Source organism: Streptosporangium sp. G11 (assembly GCF_051192615.1).
Taxonomy (GTDB): Bacteria; Actinomycetota; Actinomycetes; order Streptosporangiales; family Streptosporangiaceae; genus Streptosporangium.
In genome coordinates this window covers 24354-41261 of record NZ_JBPJUQ010000015.1, presented here as the reverse complement: position 1 = coordinate 41261, position 16908 = coordinate 24354, and the positions used below count along the sequence as shown (strand labels likewise).

The following is a 16908-nucleotide window of genomic DNA, read 5'->3' as shown; positions in this document are numbered from 1 at the left end:
AAAAGTCTAGCGGACTTCGTGGGTGCTTGCGTCGCCACGGCGGCGGGGCATCAGGGTCAGGAGACTGGCCTCGGGGTAGCAGGCGAAGCGGACCGGGGCGTAAGGGCTGGTGCCGAGACCGGCGGAGACGTGGAGGTAGGCGGAGTCGTGGCGGCTCATGCCCTTGACGCGGGCCCGGTCGATGCCGCAGTTGGTGACCAGGGCGCCGTAGAAGGGGACGCAGAGCTGGCCGCCGTGGGTGTGCCCGGCGAGCAGCAGCTGGTAGCCGTCGGCGGCGAAACGGGTCATGTTGCGGGGCTCCGGCGAGTGCATCACGCCCAGGCGCAGGTCGGCCGCCGCCGGGGCGGGGCCGGCGATCAGGTCGTAGCGGTCGAGGTTGATGTGGGAGTCGTGGATGCCGCCCACGGCCACGTCGAGATCGCCGACCTTGAGGCGGGCGGTGGTGTTGTTCATGTCGAGCCAGCCCTCGGCGGCCATGGCGGCGCCCAGCTCCTCCCAGGGGAGGGTGGGGATCTTCTGGCCGTAGTCGGCCTTGGAGGTGCGCCAGAGGTAGCGTGCGGGGTTCTTCGGCCGCGGCTCGTACATGTCGTTGGAGCCGTAGACGAACAGGCCCGGTCGTGACAGCAGGGGCTCCAGGGCATGCATGAGGGGCGTGATCGCATCGGGGTGCGAGATGGAGTCGCCGGTGTTGACCACCAGGTCGGGGTTGAGGGCTCCCAGCGAGCGCACCCAGTCGATCAGCATCCGCCTGCCGGGGGTGAGGTGCAGGTCGGACAGGTGGAGAATGCGCACAGGCCGCTGTCCGGGCTCCAGAACGGGCACGTCGAAACGGCGCAGCCGGAACGCGTTGCGCTCGATGACCGAGGCGTACGCGAGGCCGGCCAGGCCGATACCGAACAGGGACAGGGGCACCGCGGCTGCTTTCCTCACCTTCTCATCATGCCCGAGATCGGGCCCTCGAACGGAAACTCGGGATACAGCTGGGCTGGTGAGGCGGCAAGATGGACAGCATGAGCGCATTGAAGGACAAGCTGAAGGCCGATCTCACGGCCTCCATGAAGAGCAGGGACGAGATCCGCACCCGCACGATTCGCATGGCCCTCGCGGCCGTGAACGTCGAAGAGGTCTCGGGTAAGACGGCACGCGAGCTCAGCGACGACGAGGTCGTCAAGGTGCTGGCCAAGGAGGCCAAGAAGCGCCGCGAGGCTGCCGAGGCGTTCAGCGGTGCGGGCCGGGTGGAGCAGGCCCAGGCGGAGGTCGACGAGCAGGCCGTGCTGGAGGCGTACCTGCCCGCGCAGCTGTCCGACGAGGAGCTCGCCGGGCTCGTGGAGGAGGCCGTCGCCGAGAGCGGTGCGACCGGGCCGCAGGCCATGGGCCAGGTCATGAAGATCGTGAATCCGAAGGTCGCCGGACGCGCCGAGGGCGGTCGCGTCGCGCAGGCCGTACGGGCCCGCCTGGCGTCCTCCTGATCCGCCTGGTCCGGGTCTCCCGACCAAGCTGAGCCGGCAAGGGCCCGGCTGCTCCGGGTCTCCTGATCGGGCTGAAGCTGACAGAGCTCGGCCGTCCGGTTCTCCCGATCGGACCGAGGTTGACAGAGCCTGCCTGATTCGGGCCTCCCGATCGGGCTGAAGCCGGCAAGAACCCGGCCGGTCCGGGAACGAGTGCGAGGCCGCGCCGGCGCTACCGGCCCGCCCCGTTGGGACGCGCGGCCCCCGGTGCGGGGGCCCGTACGGCGAGAGCCCTCCTTACCGGACCTTCGAGAGGTCCGGTAAGGAGGGCTCCGGCGTTCCTGGGGCTCCGGTGCCGCTACGGGACGGCCGGGGCGATCGGGGCGCCACCGGCCGGCCCGAACGGGGCGCCGCCGTTGACTTCCCGGTTGTCGTCGCCGCGGTCCGGCCCGAAGGGGCCGTCACCGTTGTCGCCGTCGTCACCCCGGCCGTCGCGGGGACCTTCGCCCTCGCGCTTCGGCGGGGGCTTGGGCGCGCACCGGCCGCCGGAGCAGCCGCCGAAGCGCTCCATGTTCACCGGGGTGAAGGGGGTCGCCTCGACGCCCTTGAGCGCGCCGAGCATGGAGTCCTTCCAGATCCGCCCGGAGATCGAGGCGCCGTACACGTAGTTGTAGTAGCGCCCGCCGATGGTCACGCCGGTGAGGTCGTACTTGAAGGCGCCGCGCGGGTCGCCGAGGCTCACCGCGGAGGCGAGGTCGGGGGTGAACCCGGCGAACCAGGCGGCGGTGTAGGCGTCGGTGGTGCCCGTCTTGCCCGCCGCGGGACGGCCGATGCCGCCGACCTCGGTCATCGTGCCCTTGGTGAAGACCCCGGACATGATGTGGGTGGCCGCGTCGGCGACCTCCTCGTCCAGGACCTGCTTGCACTTCGGCTTGTACGAGGTCTTCTTACCCTCGCGGTCGGTGCTCTCGGTGATCACCATCGGCCTGCAGTAGGTGCCGCGGGCGGCGACCGTCGCGTAGGCGGCGGAGACCGTCACCGGGTCCATCTCGTTGATGCCGAGCGTGAAGGTCTCGAACTCCTTCAGCGGCCTGCCGTCGGCGCGCTTGATGCCCAGGCTCTTGGCCATCTTGACCGTCTCGCAGAGGCCGACCTCCTGCTCCAGGCGCATGAAGAAGGTGTTCACCGAGCCCAAGGTGCCGGTGGTCAGGGTCTTGAAGCCGCCGCCGCCCTCGCTGGAGTTCTTGACCTCGTGGCTGGGCTCGCCGACCCCGTTGCCCTTGCAGTCGCGGAACGCGCCGTTGCTGGGCGCCCGGTAGCCGGAACCGGTGCCGAAGCCGTCGCCCAGCTTCATGCCCTGGTCCAGGGCGGTCAGCAGGGTGAAGGGCTTGAACGTGGAGCCCGCCTGGAAGCCCGCTCCGCCGCCGTGCGCCCTGTCGCCGACGAGGTTGTAGCTGATCTCGTTCTTCTTCTTGTTCCTGCCGAACTTGCGGCTGGCGGCCATCGCCTTGACCGCTCCGGTGCCGGGGACGATCATCGCCTGCGAGGCGACCGGCTTGTCGCTGGTCTTGACGTACTCCTTGATCGCCTGCTCCGCGGCCTTCTGCGCCTTCGGGTCGAGCGTCGTCTTGATGACCAGGCCGCCCCGCTGCAGCAGCCTCTCGCGCTGCTTGCGGGTCTTGCCGAAGTCCTCGTTCGTCGCGATCTCCTGCCGCACGTAGAGGCAGAAGTACGGGTAGGGGCTCTCCTCGCAGCCGCCGGGAGCCTCGATGTTCTTGAAGCCGAGCTTCTTCTTCTTGGCCTCCTCGGCCTCCTGCGGCGTGATCTTTCCGAGCTCGGCCATCCGGTACAGCACGGTGTTGCGCCGATCCACCAGCCGGTCGCGGGCGGCCTTGCCCGCGCCGGGGTCGGTCACGCTCGGGTTCTGCACGGCTCCGGCGAGGGTGGCCGCCTCCCACAGGGTGAGCTTCGAGGCCGGCTTGTTGAAGAAGCGCCTGGCCGCGGCCTGGATGCCGTAGGCGCCCGCACCGTAGTAGGAGATGTTCAGGTAGCGCTCAAGGATCTCCGACTTGGTGTACTTCTCCTCGATGGCCAGCGCGTAGCGCAGCTCGTTCAGCTTCCGGGGGAAGGTCGGCGCGATCGCGGCGTCCTGCTCCTCTTTGGTCTCCGCGGCGTTGAGGAGCACGAGCTTGACGTACTGCTGCGTGATGGAGGAACCACCCTGGACGACCCCGCCGCCCGAGACGTTCTTCACGGCCGCGCGGAAGGTGCCCTCCAGGTCGATCGCCCCGTGCTCGTAGAACCGGTAGTCCTCGATCGCCACGATCGCCGTCTTCATGACGTCGGCGACCTCGTCCAGCTTCACCGACTCGCGGTTCTCGAAGTAGAACTGGGCGAACTGCTTGCCGTCGGCGTCGAGCAGGGTGGTCTTCTCCGCGAGCGGGGGCTCCTTGAGCTCTTCGGGGAGAAGACGCAGCTCGTTCGTCGCCGCGTTCACGGTCATCCCCGCGCCACCCACCGCCGGAAGCGCCACGGCGGCGACAAGCACGCCCGTGACAGCCGCCGCGCCGAGCAACTTCAGCACATTACCGGCCGCGCCGATCACAGACCCCTGGTCTTTGCCTTGAGCTTGCACGAGTCCAAGGGTACGTCGGACGGATGGCCGAAACGGTAACGGAACGCCATCTTAGCTTGGGTTTGTCCCGTATCTCGGGCAGGTGACTAGTCATTCCCGGCCAGATGGCCGTGGATGACCATGTGAGAATTTGGTCCCGCCGGGGTCTGTCGGCCCGAACGTCTGGTTGCGTACGTTCTCTTTCTGCAGCAATTGAATACCGAGGCCTGACGCCCGCGCCCGTCGGCCCAAGTCACGACTGACCACCTAAAGGGGAGTGGGGTCGAATGTGGATCACGGATTGGACCTCCCGTGCGGCCTGTAAGGGTGCGGATCCTGACGCTTTGTTCGTTCAGGGTGCTGCCCAGAACCGAGCGAAGCTGATCTGCCGAGGATGCCCGGTCCGGACCGAGTGCCTCGCCGATGCGCTGGACAATCGCATCGAGTTCGGGGTGTGGGGCGGGATGACCGAGCGCGAACGCCGAGCGCTGTTGCGTCGGCGACCGGATGTCGACTCCTGGCGGGACCTGCTGGAGTTGGCCAAAGAAGAGTACGAGCGGACTAACGAGCTGATCGCCGGCTGAGTTCGCGCCGATCCCGTACGGCTGGCGCCGGGCGCCAGCCGTACACGCATGTCACGGGCCGGTGAACGCGTGCCGTCGGCGCGTTCCCGACCCGGCCACATCTGCCCGATCTTCTCGCGCCCGCCCGGAGGCAGCCCTCACAGGCGGGCCCGGGTCTTGGCCGATGCCGCCGTACGGCTAGCGGGCGGCCAGGAGGTGACCCACCTCGCGCAGGCCCTCCAGGTCGTGCACGTCCTCCGCCATGGCGGGGACCCGCGCGACGGGCACCGTGGGATGGGCCGAGACGAAGTGCTCCTCCTCGCGTTGCTCGCGGGCGGCCAGTTGCATCCGACCGGCGTGCAGCCGCAGCACGGCGGAGGTGAGCTCGTGCTCGCCGCGCGACTCCAGGTCCTCGGCGGCGGCGGTGCTCCGCGCCCCGGACAGCATGGACGCGGGCGAGCGGTGCACCCGGTTGACCACGAGACCCGCCAGGGGCATGCGCTCCTCGGCCAGCCTCTCCACGAAGTAGGACGCCTCGCGCATCGCGTCGCGCTCGGGCGAGGCCACGACGACGAACGCCGTCCCCGGGGCCTGCAGGAGCCGGTAGGTCTGCTCCGCCCGCGCCCTGAAACCGCCGAAGACGGCGTCCAGCGCGGACACGAACGTCTGCAGGTCCTTGAGCACCTGCGCGCCCAGCAGCTTGGTCAGCGCTCCGGCGACGATGCCGAAACCCGCGTTGAACAGCTTGAACGCGCTGCGCCCCCCGGCCTTGGCGGGAAGCATGAGCAGCCGGATGAGCTTGCCGTCGAGGAAGCGGCCGAGCCGCTCGGGAGCGTCGAGGAAGTCGAGCGCGGAACGGGACGGCGGGGTGTCGACGATGATCAGATCCCATTCGTCCGACCGCCTGAGCTGGCCCAGCTTCTCCATCGCCATGTACTCCTGGGTGCCGGAGAAACTGGACGACAGGGACTGGTAGAAGGGGTTCGTCAGGATCTGGCGGGCTCGCTCGGGGTCGGCGTGCGCCTCGATGATCTCGTCGAAGGTCCGCTTCATGTCGAGCATCATGGCGTGCAGGCGGCCCTCCCCCTCGACGCCCATGACGGGCCTGGGGGTGTTGTCGAGTTCGGTGAGCCCCATCGACTGCGCCAGCCGCCGCGCGGGGTCGACCGTGAGCACCACGGCGGAGCGGCCGCGCTCGGCGGCGCGCAGCCCCAGCGCCGCGGCGGTGGTGGTCTTCCCGACACCGCCGGAGCCGCAGCACACGACTATCCGGGTGTTCGGGTCGTCGATGATCGCGTCGAGGTCGAGAAACGGGGGGGTCTTCACGCTGCTCCCTGGGTGCGGATCGATTCCGCCAGCTCGTACAGCCCCGACAGGTCCACCCCGTCGGCCAGCAGCGGCAGGTCGTAACGGGGGCGGGCGGCCTTGTCCAGCGCCAGCCCCTCGTGCCGTTCCAGCTCGGTGCGGCGGGCGTGCTCGGCGATCTCCTCGGTCAGGGCCTCGGCCACCGCGACCGCGGCGGAGCCGCCGTCGGTGAGTCCCGCGGCCTTGAGACCGAGCACCAGCTCGGCCGGGTCGAACCTGTCCTCGGCGGCGGCGTTCAGGACGGGGGCGGGAAGCATCGCCTCGCGGATCATGTTGACGAAGATCCCGCCGGGCGGGAGCCCGGCGGCGCGAAGCTCACGCAGGCCGTCCAGGGTCTCCTGGACGGGCATCTCCTCCAGGAGCGTGACGAAGTGCACGGCGGTCTCGGGGGAGGACACGACACCGTTCACCAGGTCGGCGTGGTTCTTGATCGGGCCGACCCTGGCCAGCCCCGCGACCTCGTTGGTGACCTTGAGGAAACGCGCGATCCTGCCGGTCGGCGGCGCGTCCAGCACGACCGCGTCGTAGATCCTCTTGCCGTCCTTGCCCTTGCGCCGGACGGCCTCGCTCGTCTTGCCGGTGACCAGAACGTCGCGGAAGCCGGGGGCGATGGTGGTGGCGAAGTCGACGACGCCGATCTTGCTGAGCGCCCTGCCCGCCCTGCGCATGCCGTAGAACATCTCCAGATATTCGAGCATGGCCTCCTCGGGGTCGATGGCCAGCGCGTAGACGTCCCCGCCGTCGGGCGCGACGGCGATCTTCCGCTCCTCGTACGGCAGCGGTGGCAGGTCGAAGACGCGGGAGATCCCCTGGCGGCCCTCGACCTCGACCAGCAGGACCTTTCTGCCACCCGCCGCGAGGGCGAGCGCGAGTGCGGCGGCCACCGTCGTCTTGCCGGTGCCGCCCTTGCCGGTGACGACGTGAAGGCGTACGCCGTCCCAATCGGTGTCGCGAGCTCTCACCCTTCGAAGGCTACCCAACGGGTACTTGACAACTCCTCGGCGCCTTCCCCTGGAGATCGCGCACCGGCACCGCTCCCCGGCGGGCGGGGGGTGGGCACGCCCGGTCACGGGCGTCCGTCCGAAGGGCGGCCGGGGCGCCTCCGCCGGGTGTCCCTGTCGCCGATCGCCCTGTTCAGCGGGGCTGCGGGGGCCGTACGCGCCGGAGACGGACCCGCGGGGGGCCCGGCGCGCGCTCCGGAGAGCCGTACGTGACCGTCTCACTAATCGATCGCATGCGGAAAGTAAATATGCAGATTCTCACAGTGAACCGTCCTGGATCATCCTGAATCGTCCGCCGATTCGTCTGATCGTCGGCTCGTTGGTGGCGGTGAGGAATCATGCCGGTATCCGCTCCGGGATCGCGCCGGGAATCATCACGCCGGGATCGCGCCGGGGCCGCGTGGGGCCGTCCGGGGTCGTTCTGGAGCCGCGTGGGAGACAGGCCGGGCGTCCGAGGGCTCGTGGTGGGCCGCTTGGCGGGGGCGGTCTCGCTAATGTGTCCCGCATGACGAAATGGGAGTACTCGACGGTGCCGCTGCTGGTCCACGCGACGAAGCAGATTCTCGACAACTGGGGTCAGGACGGCTGGGAGCTCGTCCAGGTCGTGCCGGGTCCCAACCCCGAGCAGCTGGTCGCCTACCTGAAGCGGCCCAGGCAGTGACGGCCGAGAAGAGACTGGCGGAGCTCGGCCTGACCCTGCCGGAGGTGGTGCCGCCGCTGGCGGCGTACGTCCCGGCGGTGCGTTCCGGCAACTACGTCTACACCTCGGGACAGCTCCCGATCGTGGACGGCAAGCTGGTGGCCACCGGGAAGGTCGGCGCCGAGGTGGACGCCGAGGACGCCTACGGGCTCGCGAAGGTGTGCGCGCTCAACGCCCTCGCTGCGGTGGCCTCGACGGCCGGAGGATTGTGGAACATCGTCCGGATCGTCAAGGTGGTCGGCTTCGTGGCCAGCGCTCCGGACTTCACCGGTCAGCCGCGGGTCCTCAACGGCGCCAGCGAGCTGTTCGCCGCGGTGCTCGGTGACGCGGGCAAGCACGCCCGCAGCGCGGTCGGCGTCGCCGTCCTGCCGCTGGACGCGCCGGTCGAGGTCGAGGTGATCGCCGAGGTCCGCTGAGGTCGCCCGGGTGCCCAGGGCCCAGAGGGCCGAGGTCGCCCGGGTATCCGGGGATCGCGGGAAAGGCCCCTGACGGCCGGTGAGGTCCGCCGACGGCGAGTGAGCCTCCCGGGGGCGGGTGAGGCTCATCGGGGCCGTACGGGCGCCCGTGGGAGCCCGCCGGGAGGGTCGTACGGCGCGTGGGGCCCACCGGGACCGCGCGGCGCCGTAGGAGCCCACCGGGACCGCATAGCCGTAGGAGCCCGCCGGGGCCGCACGGCCGTAGGAGCCCGCCGGGACCGCACGAGCGCCTGGCCCGCTCGTGCCGTGAGGTGTCGGTGTGGACCCGCGATTGTCCGGGGCGGTGCCGTGCCACATGATGGACCTGAAACCGAGTGATGTTCTGGTGGAGGGTCTCTATGGGCGGTATTCCGCTTCCCGGTGAGTTGGGCGAGCGTGCACGCGACATCCTGGCCGGGCGGCTCGCCCCCGTCCCGGCCCGGGACGCCGCCACCGTGGTCGTCCTCCGCGAGGACGCCGGCGGCCTGGAGGTCTACCTGCTGCGGCGCAAGGCGAGCATGGCCTTCGCCGCGGGCGCCTACGTCTTTCCCGGCGGGTCGGTCGACCCGCGCGACACCGACCAGGTGATCACCTGGGCCGGTCCCTCGCCCGCCGCCTGGGGTGAGATCTTCCGCGCGGACGAGCGGACCGCCCGGGGCCTGGTGTGCGCCGCGGTGCGGGAGACGTTCGAGGAGTCGGGGGTGTTGCTGGCCGGGCCGTCCGCGGAGTCGGTCGTCTCTGACACCACCGGCGACGACTGGGAAACCGACCGGCTCGCCCTGATCGGCAAGACCCTGTCCTTCGCCGACTTCCTCGGCAGGCGCGGCCTGGTCCTCCGCTCCGACCTGCTCCGGCCCTGGGCGCACTGGATCACCCCCGAGGTCGAGACCAGGCGCTTCGACACCCGGTTCTTCGTCGCGGCGCTCCCACCAGGCCAGCTCACCCGCGACGTCGGCGGCGAGGCCGACCAGGTCGCCTGGGTCCGGCCCGCCGACGCGCTCGACCAGGGTGGGACGGGCCAGATCTTCCTGATGCCCCCGACGCACCGCACGCTCACCGAGCTGAGCGCCTACGAGAAGGTGCCCGAGGTGCTCGCGGCCGGGCGTGAGATCGTGACCTTCATGCCGAAGATCGCCGAGGTGGACGGGGAGATGCGCATCGTGCTCGACGACGACTACCGGTTCGGCGCGCGGTGAGCGGGCTGCGGATCCCCCTGGAGGGACCCGACGGGGCCGGTACGGACCACGCGCTCAACCTCCTCGCCCCGAACCCCTCCGAGATGACCCTGGACGGCACCAACACCTGGGTGATCGGCCGTGGGGAGGAGGTGCTGGTCGTCGACCCCGGGCCGGACGACGACAAGCACCTCGCGCGGGTCGCGGAGCACCTGGAGGGCCGCCGGGTCGCCGCGATCCTGCTCACCCACGGCCACCACGACCACAGCGGCGGCGCCGCGACGTTCGCCGGGCTGGTCGGCGCGCCCGTCAGGGCCCTGGACCCCGCGCACCGGCTGGGCGAGGAGGGGCTCGGCGACGGTGACGTGCTCACGGCCGGGGACCTGGAGGTGCACGTCGTGGGCACGCCCGGTCATTCGTTCGACTCGCTCTGCTTCTGGCTGCCACGGGACCGGGCGATCCTCACCGGAGACACGGTGCTCGGCCGCGGTACCACCGTGATCGCCCCGGACGGCGACCTGGCCGACTATCTACGCTCCCTCGATCTGCTCCGGGCGAGGGCCGAGCGGGTCGGCGCCGAGGCTCTGCTGCCCGGCCACGGTCCGGTGCTGCCCGACCCGATCGGCGCCCTCGACGGCTACATCGCGCACCGGCGGCGGAGACTGGACCAGATCCGGGAGGCCCGGCGCGGAGGGGCGGCGACGCCCCGGGAGATCGTCGAGATCGTCTACGCGGACGTGGACAGGTCGCTCTGGCCCGCCGCCGAGATGTCGGTCCGCGCGCAGCTCGCCTATCTCGACGGGTAGACCCGCCTCCGGGCGGCCCGCTCCCCGAAGGGGCCGCCCTCGGAACGGTCCTTTTCCGGGTGGTCCGTCCCCCCGGGTTTCCGGGCGATCCGTCCCCGTGGGTTTTTGGGCCTTCCCGGGCTCTCGCGGGTCAGCGCGAGCGGTTGTGCAGCCGCTCCAGGTCCATGATGACCACGGCCTTGGCCTCGATGCGCAGCCAGCCTCGCTGGGCGAAGTCGGCCAGCGCCTTGTTCACGGTCTCCCGAGAGGCCCCGACCAGCTGGGCCAGCTCCTCCTGGGTGAGGTCGTGGTGGACCCGCACGCCGTCGTCGATCCGCTGGCCGAAGCGCTCGGCCAGGTCGAGCAGGGCCTTGGCCACCCGGCCCGGCACGTCGGTGAAGACGAGGTCGGCCAGCACGTCGTTCGTACGGCGGAGGCGTTGGGCCAGGGCCCGCAGCAGATGGAGGGCGACCTCGGGGCGGCCGGTCAGCCAGGGCCGCAGGTCGTCGTGTCCGAGCCCGGCCAGGAGGACGTCGGTCAGCGCGGTGGCCGACGCCGTACGGGGACGGGGGTCGAACAGGGACAGTTCGCCGAACATCTCGCTCGGACCGAGCACACTGAGCAGGTTCTCCCGGCCGTCTGGCGAGGTACGGGAGAGTTTGATCTTGCCTTCGAGCACCACGTAGAGGCGGTCTCCGGTCTCGTTCTCACTGAAGAGGGTCTGCCCCTTGGACAGCTCCACCTCGGAGATGCTCGTGCGCAGCGCGGCGGCGCTCTCACGGTCGAGCGCGGCGAACAGAGGGGCCTTGCCCAGCACGTCGTCGGAGTTCACAGTGCCTCCTGTTTCACGGCTCACGCAGTCATTGTGACCCATCCCACCGCGCCACTCTCCGGGGGGCCTTGAGCGTAGGCTGTCGGAGTGCTTCGCAACGTCAGCCCCGGTGGTGAATCCCAGCTTGCCCTGGTCCGTCGAGCTCGTCGAATGGACCGGGTTCTGGCGGAAACCTATCCCGACGCCCACTGCGAGCTCGACTTCCGCGATCCCCTCGAACTGCTGGTCGCGACGATCCTGTCCGCGCAGTGCACGGACAAAAGGGTTAATACAGTTACTCCTACCCTTTTTGCAAAATATCCCACAGCGGAAGACTACGCCGGTGCCGATCGGGCCGAGATGGAGGGGATCATCCGGCCCACCGGCTTCTTCCGCGCCAAGACCAACAGCATCGTCGGCATGGCCCAGGCCCTGTGCGAGCACCACGGCGGCGAGGTCCCCGGGAGGCTCAAGGATCTGGTGGCCCTGCCGGGAGTCGGGCGAAAAACAGCCAACGTCGTGCTCGGAAACGCCTTCGGGGTGCCCGGCATCACCGTCGACACCCACTTCCAGCGGCTCACCCACCGCTTCCGCTGGACGTCCGAGACCGATCCGGTGAAGATCGAGCACGTCGTCGCCGGGCTCATCCCGAAGCGCGACTGGACGATGATGTCCCACCGCCTGATCTGGCACGGCCGCCGCCTCTGCCACGCCCGCAAACCGGCCTGCGGCGTCTGCCCGCTCGCCGCGCTCTGTCCCTCGTACGGCATCGGCCCCGTCGATCCGGTCCAGGCCGCCAAGCTGGCGCGTCCGGGCCCCTTCTCGTGATTTTTCCCTGACCGTCGCCGGATGACCGCCCGGCCGGTGTTCTCCCGTCTCGCGGATCCGCGGACACCGGGAAGCGCGGGGCGGGACGCCGTGTTGCAGAGAACCGGAGGTGTGCCCGTGGAAGAGGTCCCTGGGTGGTTGGAAACGCTGGCGGAGCGGGCCGCGGGGACACGGGTGCCCCCCGTGATGCGCCCTCCGGCGTCCGGAGGGCGTCCGGCGGCGGTGCTCCTGCTCTTCGGTGAGGGGCCGCTCGGCCCGGACGTGCTGCTCATCCAGCGGAGCTCACGCGGGCGCACGCACGCGGGACAGCCCGCGTTTCCCGGCGGCGGGGTGGACCCCGAGGACGACGGCCCGATCGCCGCCGCGCTGCGCGAGGCCGGGGAGGAGACCGGTCTCGATCCGGCGGGCGTCCGGGTGCTCGGGACCATGCCCGAGCTGTACGTGAGCCACAGCGACAACCGGGTGACCCCGGTGCTGGCCTGGTGGCACACCCCCTGCGTAGTGCACGCGGCCTCGCCCGACGAGGTGGAGTCGGTGGAGCGGGTCCCGGTCCGCGAGCTCGTCGACCCGGCCAACCGGATCAGGCTGCGCCACCCGAGCGGTCACCTCGGACCGGCGTTCCGGGTGCGCGGGCTGCTGGTGTGGGGGTTCACCGCCGGAGTGCTCGACGGGGTGCTCGGCGGCTCGGGTTTCGAGCTTCCCTGGGACCGGTCACGGGTCGAGGACATCCCGCCCGACGTCCTCAACCTCGCGTCCCGTTGACAGCGCGAGGCCGAGGCGGGCCCAGTCGGCGACGTCCTCGTCGGGGTCGAGAGTCAGCCGCCGCAGCGCGGCCAGGCCCGTCGGGTCGGGCGGGCTGCCCATGATGTTCGGCAGCGCGTAGGCGGCCCCGTACCTGATGCGGGGATCGTCGTGCTCGGCGAGGGCGATCACCGAGGGCAGCGCGCGGCGGTCCCTGAGGTGGCCGAAGGCGATCAGCACCGAATAGAGGACCAGGCAGTCGTCCTCCCGGACGGACAGGGCGCGGAGCACCGGCAGCGTCCGGTCGACGAAGCCGAGCCGTCCCAGAATGTCGACCCCGAGCATCCGCTCGGCGGTGGTCTCCCCCGAGCACAGCCTCCGTGCCGCCGTGAAGGTCTCCAGATCGCCACGTTCCTGCAGCTGGGTGATCGCGCGCCAGCGGGCCGCGCCCTCCTGATCTCGCTCTCGCAGCGCGGTCTCGATGAGAGACTCCACCGCCGCCGCCCCTCCGATCATCGCCATCCGGCCACGATAACCGCAGAGACCTCACAGAAGGTGTGCACGCGCGGGGCGGCGGCTGGATACCGTAAGGGAGTGAGCGGTGATCTCCTCGATCTCATCCTGATCGCCCTGATGGTGGCCTTCGCGGTGTCGGGATACCGCCAGGGGTTCATCATCGGCGCCCTGAGCTTTGTCGGTTTTGTCGGTGGTGCGCTGCTGGGCATGTTCATCGCCCCGCCCATCGCCGAAGCCGTTGTCGACGGTGAGACCGAGCGTGCCCTGCTGGCGATCGTCATCGTCTTCCTCGCCGCCACGGTCGGGCAGTTCGCGTCGTCCACGATCGGCGCGGTGGTCCGCAGCCATGTCACCTGGGAGCCCGCCAAGGTCGTCGACGCGGTCGGCGGCACCTTCGCGAGCGCCTTCTCCGTGCTGATCGTCGCGTGGCTGATCGGCTCGCTGCTGGCCTCGTCGCAGTTCACCTTGATCAGCGAGCAGATCAACAGGTCCCTGCTGCTGAGCACGGTCGACCAGACGCTGCCCAGCGCGGCCAAGGACCTGCAGAAGCCGTTCAAGAACCTCATCGACACCTCCGGCTTCCCCAAGGTGTTCGACGCCATCGGGGGCGGCCAGCTCGTCGACGTCTCGCCGCCCGACCAGAGCGTGGCCAAGGGCAACAGGCAGCTCACGCGGGCGCGCCGGGGCATCGTCAAGGTCCAGGGCGTCGCCACGAGCTGCCGCAAGCACATCGAGGGCACCGGGTTCGTCTACGCCCAGAACAAGATCATGACGAACGCGCACGTGGTCGCCGGGGTCGACCAGGGGCTGCAGGTCACCGACTACCTCAACAAGACCCACCAGGCCAAGGTCGTGCTCTACAACCCCGACCGCGACATCGCCATCCTCCACGTCACCGGGCTCAACATGCCGATCCTGCGCTTCGACGGCACCGCGGAGAAGGGCGACGACGCGATCGTCGCCGGATTCCCGCACGGTCACGGCTACACCATGAACGTGGCCCGCATCCGGGTGCAGCAGAAGGCCAAGGGCCTCAACATCTACGAGCGCAAGACCGTCGTCCGCGACGTGTACGCCATCCGCGGCCTGGTCCGCCAGGGCAATTCCGGCGGCCCGCTGCTCACCACCGACGGCAAGGTCTACGGCGTCGTCTTCGCCGCCGCCCTCGACCAGCAGGAGACCGGCTACGTGCTCACCGCCGCGGAGGTCGCGCCGGACGCCGAGGACGGCTCCAGGCTCTTCAACCAGGTCGACACCCAGGAGTGCGACCAGAACTAGCGCGTCGCCCCTCTTCGCCTTCGCCGGGATGCCCGGCCCGATCGCCCGGCATCGCCCGACGTTCCCGGCCCGCGGACCGTCCTCAGATCTTCTCCGTCGCGGCGGGGCGAGGGGTGAAGGTCAAAGAAGGGCCTCGATCCTGGCGATGGCCACCTCGGCCTCCAGGTCGTCGAGCTCGTGGGCGATCCTGGCGATCCGCTCGTACGGCATGCCGTACCGGCTGATCCGGTCGGCGCCCCGCGCGAACAGCGTGGCGGCCCCGCGCCGGTTGCCCCGCTGCAGATGGGTGAGGCCGACACAGATCTGCGCCAGTCCCTGCCACAGCTCGCGTTCCTCCTCGGGGGAGTTCTTCCAGCGGCCCTCCAGCACCTCGTGGGCGTGGAACGGCCGCCCCTCGCCGAGCAGGCGCCGTGCCTCGGAGACGGCCTCCTCCGCGCTCGGCGCGTAGTCGTCGGGGATGCGCTCCACGCCCTCGGCACCGTGGGGCAGCGGACGCCCGAACGCGTCGCGGGGACGCCGGCTGCGCGGCCTCCCGTCGGGATCCCGGTCGCGCCCGTTCACCGGTCGGGCTCCGGGTCGGACAGCCAGGCGACGAGCTCGGCGTCGAACTCCTCGGGCCGCTCCTCGTGCGGGAAGTGCCCGGCGCCCTCGATCAGCCGCCACCGGTAGGGGGCGGCGACGTAGCGGCCGGAGCCCTGGGCGGTGCGCGGCAGGATGTGCCCGTCGAGCGCGCCGTGCAGCTGCAGGGTCGGCACGTTGATCTGGGTACGCATGGTCCTCGCGTAGCGCCATCCGTCCGGGCGGATCTGGGAGCGGCCGAACCAGCGGTGATACTCCAGCGCGCAGTGCGAGACGTTGCGAATGCGGAACGCGTCGCGGTAGGTCTTCGCCACGTCCTCCTCAGGCCAGCCGGGACCCGACCACTGGTCGAGCAGCCGCCCCACTTTGGCGCCGGAGTTGGCGGTCAGGCGCCGCTCGGGAAGCAGCGGCAGCTGGAAGCCCAGGGCGTAGCGGGCCGCTCTGAGCTGGCCGAAGGGCTCGGTGAGCAGCGTGGTGCGCAGACGGCGGGGGTGCGGCGCCGAGACCGGGACCAGCCGCAGGACCGCCTTGGGATCCGTCACGGCCATGGTCCAGGCGAGCAGCCCGCCCCAGTCGTGGCCGACGACGATCGCGGCGGTCTCGCCCAGCGCCCGGATCAGCCCGGCCGCGTCGGCGGCCAGGGTGTGCAGGTCGTAGCCGCGCGGAGGCTTGTCGCTGGCCCCGTAGCCCCGCAGGTCGACGGCGACGGTGCGATAGCCCGCCGCCGGAAGCGAGACGAGCTGGTTGCGCCAGCTCCACCAGAACTGCGGGAAGCCGTGGAGCAGCAGCACGAGAGGGCCCGTACCGGCCTCCACGACGTGGAAGCGGGTACCGCCGGCGTGGACGGAACGGTGGGTCCACGGGCCCTCGACCCTGACCAGGGACTCGTCTGGCCTGCTCACTGGCCTGGTCTCACCGGGTCGCGATGGCCGCCCGTCTGACCGGCCGTGACCGGAGCCGCGCCGAGGGCGGGGTCGTGCTCGCCGCTCTTGATGGTCTTGAGCGAGCGCAGTGTCCGCTTCATCCCGGTCAGACCCTTGAGCCGCCGTATGCCGATGAAGACCAGCAGCCCGGCCACGATCAGGTAGAACACGGTGACGACCAGGAAAGCGGCCCAGGTCCACATGCCCGCGGCGACCAGGCCGTAGGCGATCGCGAACGAGGCGAGGATCAGGCACAGGTGGGCCATGAACGCCGCGGCACCGAAGAGGCCCGCCGCCGTGCCGACCCGTTTGGCGTCGAACCTGAACTCGGCCTTGGCCAGTTCGATCTCGGCGCGGACCAGGGTGGATATGTGGTCGCTGGCGGCGGCGACCAGCGCGCCCAGTGACTCCTCCTGTGGTTCCGCGGGCGGGATGTGTGTCATGGACGATCTCCTATCGAGGGCCTTTGTCGAACATCATGCTGCGCGTCGAGGCGGTCGCGCACGCACACCCGCAGCGGAATCGTCGCCGGAACCGGCGCCGCGAGCACGCCGGTGGTCATCGCGTACGTGTCATCAAATACCTGCGTCGTCAAGACTTCAGACTTTAGTCCCGGGGCGGAAGAGAGGCGTGGGACTGCCCCGGTTTGGTGAGGTCCCGGCGCTCCGGTGGTGAGAACCTGGCCGCCGGGTGAGATGTGATGCCCGTACGGGACCGTCGGGCTCTGGGTCTGGACGGCGACCCCCGGTGGGTGAGGGCGGGGATTTCCCGGCTCCGGCGGCCTTCGGCCATGAAGAGGATGTCAACGGGCCGAGGGCTACCCCGGCGGCGGCCCGGCGAACATCGCCGGATCGGCGGAAACGGTCCCCTGACTGGAAATCTCCGTTACCGGAGACACGCCGGAGGCATCGCCGCGGGTGTCCTCGGAGGCATCCGGAGACGTCGACCGGCGAGCCGCCGGGAAGCCGTTGAGCCGCCGCCGGGGCCCCAGCCTCCGGGAGAACCACCGCGGAGGTCACGAGAGCTCCCGTGAGCTCGTGGGGGAGCTCTCGGGAGGCTTTCCGGAGGGCTTTTCACGGGGACCCGGTGTGCCCAGGAGGCTCGGTCTCCGTGGGTGGGCCGCGTT

At 70.5% G+C, this 16908-nt stretch carries 19 protein-coding genes; 9 read left to right on the top strand and 10 right to left on the bottom strand.

The annotated features are described in order from the left end of the window. Positions 1 to 6: 6 nt before the first annotated feature. Positions 7 to 930, bottom strand: coding sequence for a metallophosphoesterase (locus tag ACSDR0_RS17110; RefSeq protein WP_435289799.1), 924 nt, complete (start codon positions 928 to 930; stop codon positions 7 to 9). An 80-nt stretch (positions 931 to 1010) separates the two neighbouring features. On the opposite strand from ACSDR0_RS17110, the gene ACSDR0_RS17105 reads away from it, so the two are divergent. Continuing rightward, positions 1011 to 1469 (top strand): GatB/YqeY domain-containing protein, encoded by a 459-nt coding sequence (locus tag ACSDR0_RS17105; RefSeq protein ID WP_435289798.1) that lies wholly within the window; start codon positions 1011 to 1013, stop codon positions 1467 to 1469. Positions 1470 to 1806: 337 nt separating this feature from the next. Here the strand turns inward: ACSDR0_RS17105 and ACSDR0_RS17100 are convergent, their stop codons facing one another. Beyond that, entirely contained in the window at positions 1807 to 4083 is a 2277-nt protein-coding gene (locus tag ACSDR0_RS17100) for a transglycosylase domain-containing protein (RefSeq protein ID WP_435289797.1), read from the bottom strand. A gap of 266 nt (positions 4084 to 4349) precedes the next feature. Here ACSDR0_RS17100 and ACSDR0_RS17095 point away from each other — a divergent pair, with 266 nt between their 5' ends. Next, positions 4350 to 4646, top strand: coding sequence for a WhiB family transcriptional regulator (locus tag ACSDR0_RS17095; RefSeq protein ID WP_012887233.1), 297 nt, complete (start codon positions 4350 to 4352; stop codon positions 4644 to 4646). A 177-nt stretch (positions 4647 to 4823) separates the two neighbouring features. Here ACSDR0_RS17095 and ACSDR0_RS17090 read toward each other — a convergent pair whose 3' ends face one another. Beyond that, positions 4824 to 5951, bottom strand: coding sequence for an ArsA family ATPase (locus ACSDR0_RS17090; protein WP_435289796.1), 1128 nt, complete (start codon positions 5949 to 5951; stop codon positions 4824 to 4826). Continuing rightward, positions 5948 to 6952 carry an ArsA-related P-loop ATPase gene (locus ACSDR0_RS17085; RefSeq protein WP_435289795.1) on the bottom strand — a complete coding sequence of 335 codons (1005 nt, stop codon included), beginning with the start codon at positions 6950 to 6952 and terminating at the stop codon, positions 5948 to 5950. Before ACSDR0_RS17085 ends, ACSDR0_RS17090 begins: the two co-directional genes overlap by 4 nt. A 544-nt stretch (positions 6953 to 7496) precedes the next feature. On the opposite strand from ACSDR0_RS17085, the gene ACSDR0_RS17080 reads away from it, so the two are divergent. The 4 genes from ACSDR0_RS17080 (at position 7497) to ACSDR0_RS17065 (ending at position 10127) form a co-directional block, all read left to right on the top strand. Next, positions 7497 to 7652 carry a DUF4177 domain-containing protein gene (locus tag ACSDR0_RS17080; protein ID WP_344742745.1) on the top strand — a complete coding sequence of 52 codons (156 nt, stop codon included), beginning with the start codon at positions 7497 to 7499 and terminating at the stop codon, positions 7650 to 7652. Continuing rightward, positions 7649 to 8107 (top strand): RidA family protein, encoded by a 459-nt coding sequence (locus tag ACSDR0_RS17075; RefSeq protein WP_435289794.1) that lies wholly within the window; start codon positions 7649 to 7651, stop codon positions 8105 to 8107. The genes ACSDR0_RS17080 and ACSDR0_RS17075 overlap by 4 nt, the downstream gene beginning before the upstream one ends. A gap of 398 nt (positions 8108 to 8505) precedes the next feature. After that, positions 8506 to 9342 carry an NUDIX hydrolase gene (locus ACSDR0_RS17070; protein WP_435289793.1) on the top strand — a complete coding sequence of 279 codons (837 nt, stop codon included), beginning with the start codon at positions 8506 to 8508 and terminating at the stop codon, positions 9340 to 9342. Further along, entirely contained in the window at positions 9339 to 10127 is a 789-nt protein-coding gene (locus ACSDR0_RS17065; RefSeq protein ID WP_435289792.1) for an MBL fold metallo-hydrolase, read from the top strand. The genes ACSDR0_RS17070 and ACSDR0_RS17065 overlap by 4 nt, the downstream gene beginning before the upstream one ends. 130 nt (positions 10128 to 10257) lie before the next feature. Here ACSDR0_RS17065 and ACSDR0_RS17060 read toward each other — a convergent pair whose 3' ends face one another. Further along, complete coding sequence (locus ACSDR0_RS17060) at positions 10258 to 10980, bottom strand: Crp/Fnr family transcriptional regulator (RefSeq protein WP_329426616.1); 723 nt, start codon at positions 10978 to 10980, stop codon at positions 10258 to 10260. Positions 10981 to 11025: 45 nt separating this feature from the next. On the opposite strand from ACSDR0_RS17060, the gene nth reads away from it, so the two are divergent. Further along, a complete protein-coding gene (gene nth / locus ACSDR0_RS17055; protein ID WP_435289791.1) occupies positions 11026 to 11745 on the top strand; it encodes an endonuclease III in 720 nt (239 codons plus the stop codon). Positions 11746 to 11862: 117 nt separating this feature from the next. Then, on the top strand, positions 11863 to 12507 hold the full coding sequence (locus ACSDR0_RS17050; protein ID WP_435289790.1) for an NUDIX hydrolase: 645 nt from the start codon (positions 11863 to 11865) through the stop codon (positions 12505 to 12507). On the opposite strand, the gene ACSDR0_RS17045 is transcribed toward ACSDR0_RS17050, so the two are convergent. Further along, positions 12457 to 13008 carry a HEAT repeat domain-containing protein gene (locus tag ACSDR0_RS17045; protein WP_435289789.1) on the bottom strand — a complete coding sequence of 184 codons (552 nt, stop codon included), beginning with the start codon at positions 13006 to 13008 and terminating at the stop codon, positions 12457 to 12459. The genes ACSDR0_RS17050 and ACSDR0_RS17045 overlap by 51 nt on opposite strands. Before the next feature lie 72 nt (positions 13009 to 13080). On the opposite strand from ACSDR0_RS17045, the gene ACSDR0_RS17040 reads away from it, so the two are divergent. Further along, entirely contained in the window at positions 13081 to 14280 is a 1200-nt protein-coding gene (locus ACSDR0_RS17040) for a MarP family serine protease (protein ID WP_435289788.1), read from the top strand. 120 nt (positions 14281 to 14400) lie between these two features. Here ACSDR0_RS17040 and ACSDR0_RS17035 read toward each other — a convergent pair whose 3' ends face one another. The 4 genes from ACSDR0_RS17035 to ACSDR0_RS17020 are packed head-to-tail and all read right to left on the bottom strand — an operon-like array spanning position 14401 to position 16377. Further along, on the bottom strand, positions 14401 to 14841 hold the full coding sequence (locus tag ACSDR0_RS17035) for a DUF309 domain-containing protein (protein ID WP_435289787.1): 441 nt from the start codon (positions 14839 to 14841) through the stop codon (positions 14401 to 14403). Next, positions 14838 to 15761: an alpha/beta fold hydrolase gene (locus tag ACSDR0_RS17030; protein WP_435289786.1), complete on the bottom strand. Its 924-nt coding sequence runs from the start codon at positions 15759 to 15761 to the stop codon at positions 14838 to 14840. The genes ACSDR0_RS17035 and ACSDR0_RS17030 overlap by 4 nt, the downstream gene beginning before the upstream one ends. Next, complete coding sequence (locus ACSDR0_RS17025) at positions 15758 to 16225, bottom strand: phage holin family protein (protein WP_435289785.1); 468 nt, start codon at positions 16223 to 16225, stop codon at positions 15758 to 15760. Before ACSDR0_RS17025 ends, ACSDR0_RS17030 begins: the two co-directional genes overlap by 4 nt. Continuing rightward, positions 16222 to 16377 (bottom strand): hypothetical protein, encoded by a 156-nt coding sequence (locus ACSDR0_RS17020; RefSeq protein WP_435289784.1) that lies wholly within the window; start codon positions 16375 to 16377, stop codon positions 16222 to 16224. The genes ACSDR0_RS17025 and ACSDR0_RS17020 overlap by 4 nt, the downstream gene beginning before the upstream one ends. Between the last annotated feature and the right edge of the window lie 531 nt (positions 16378 to 16908).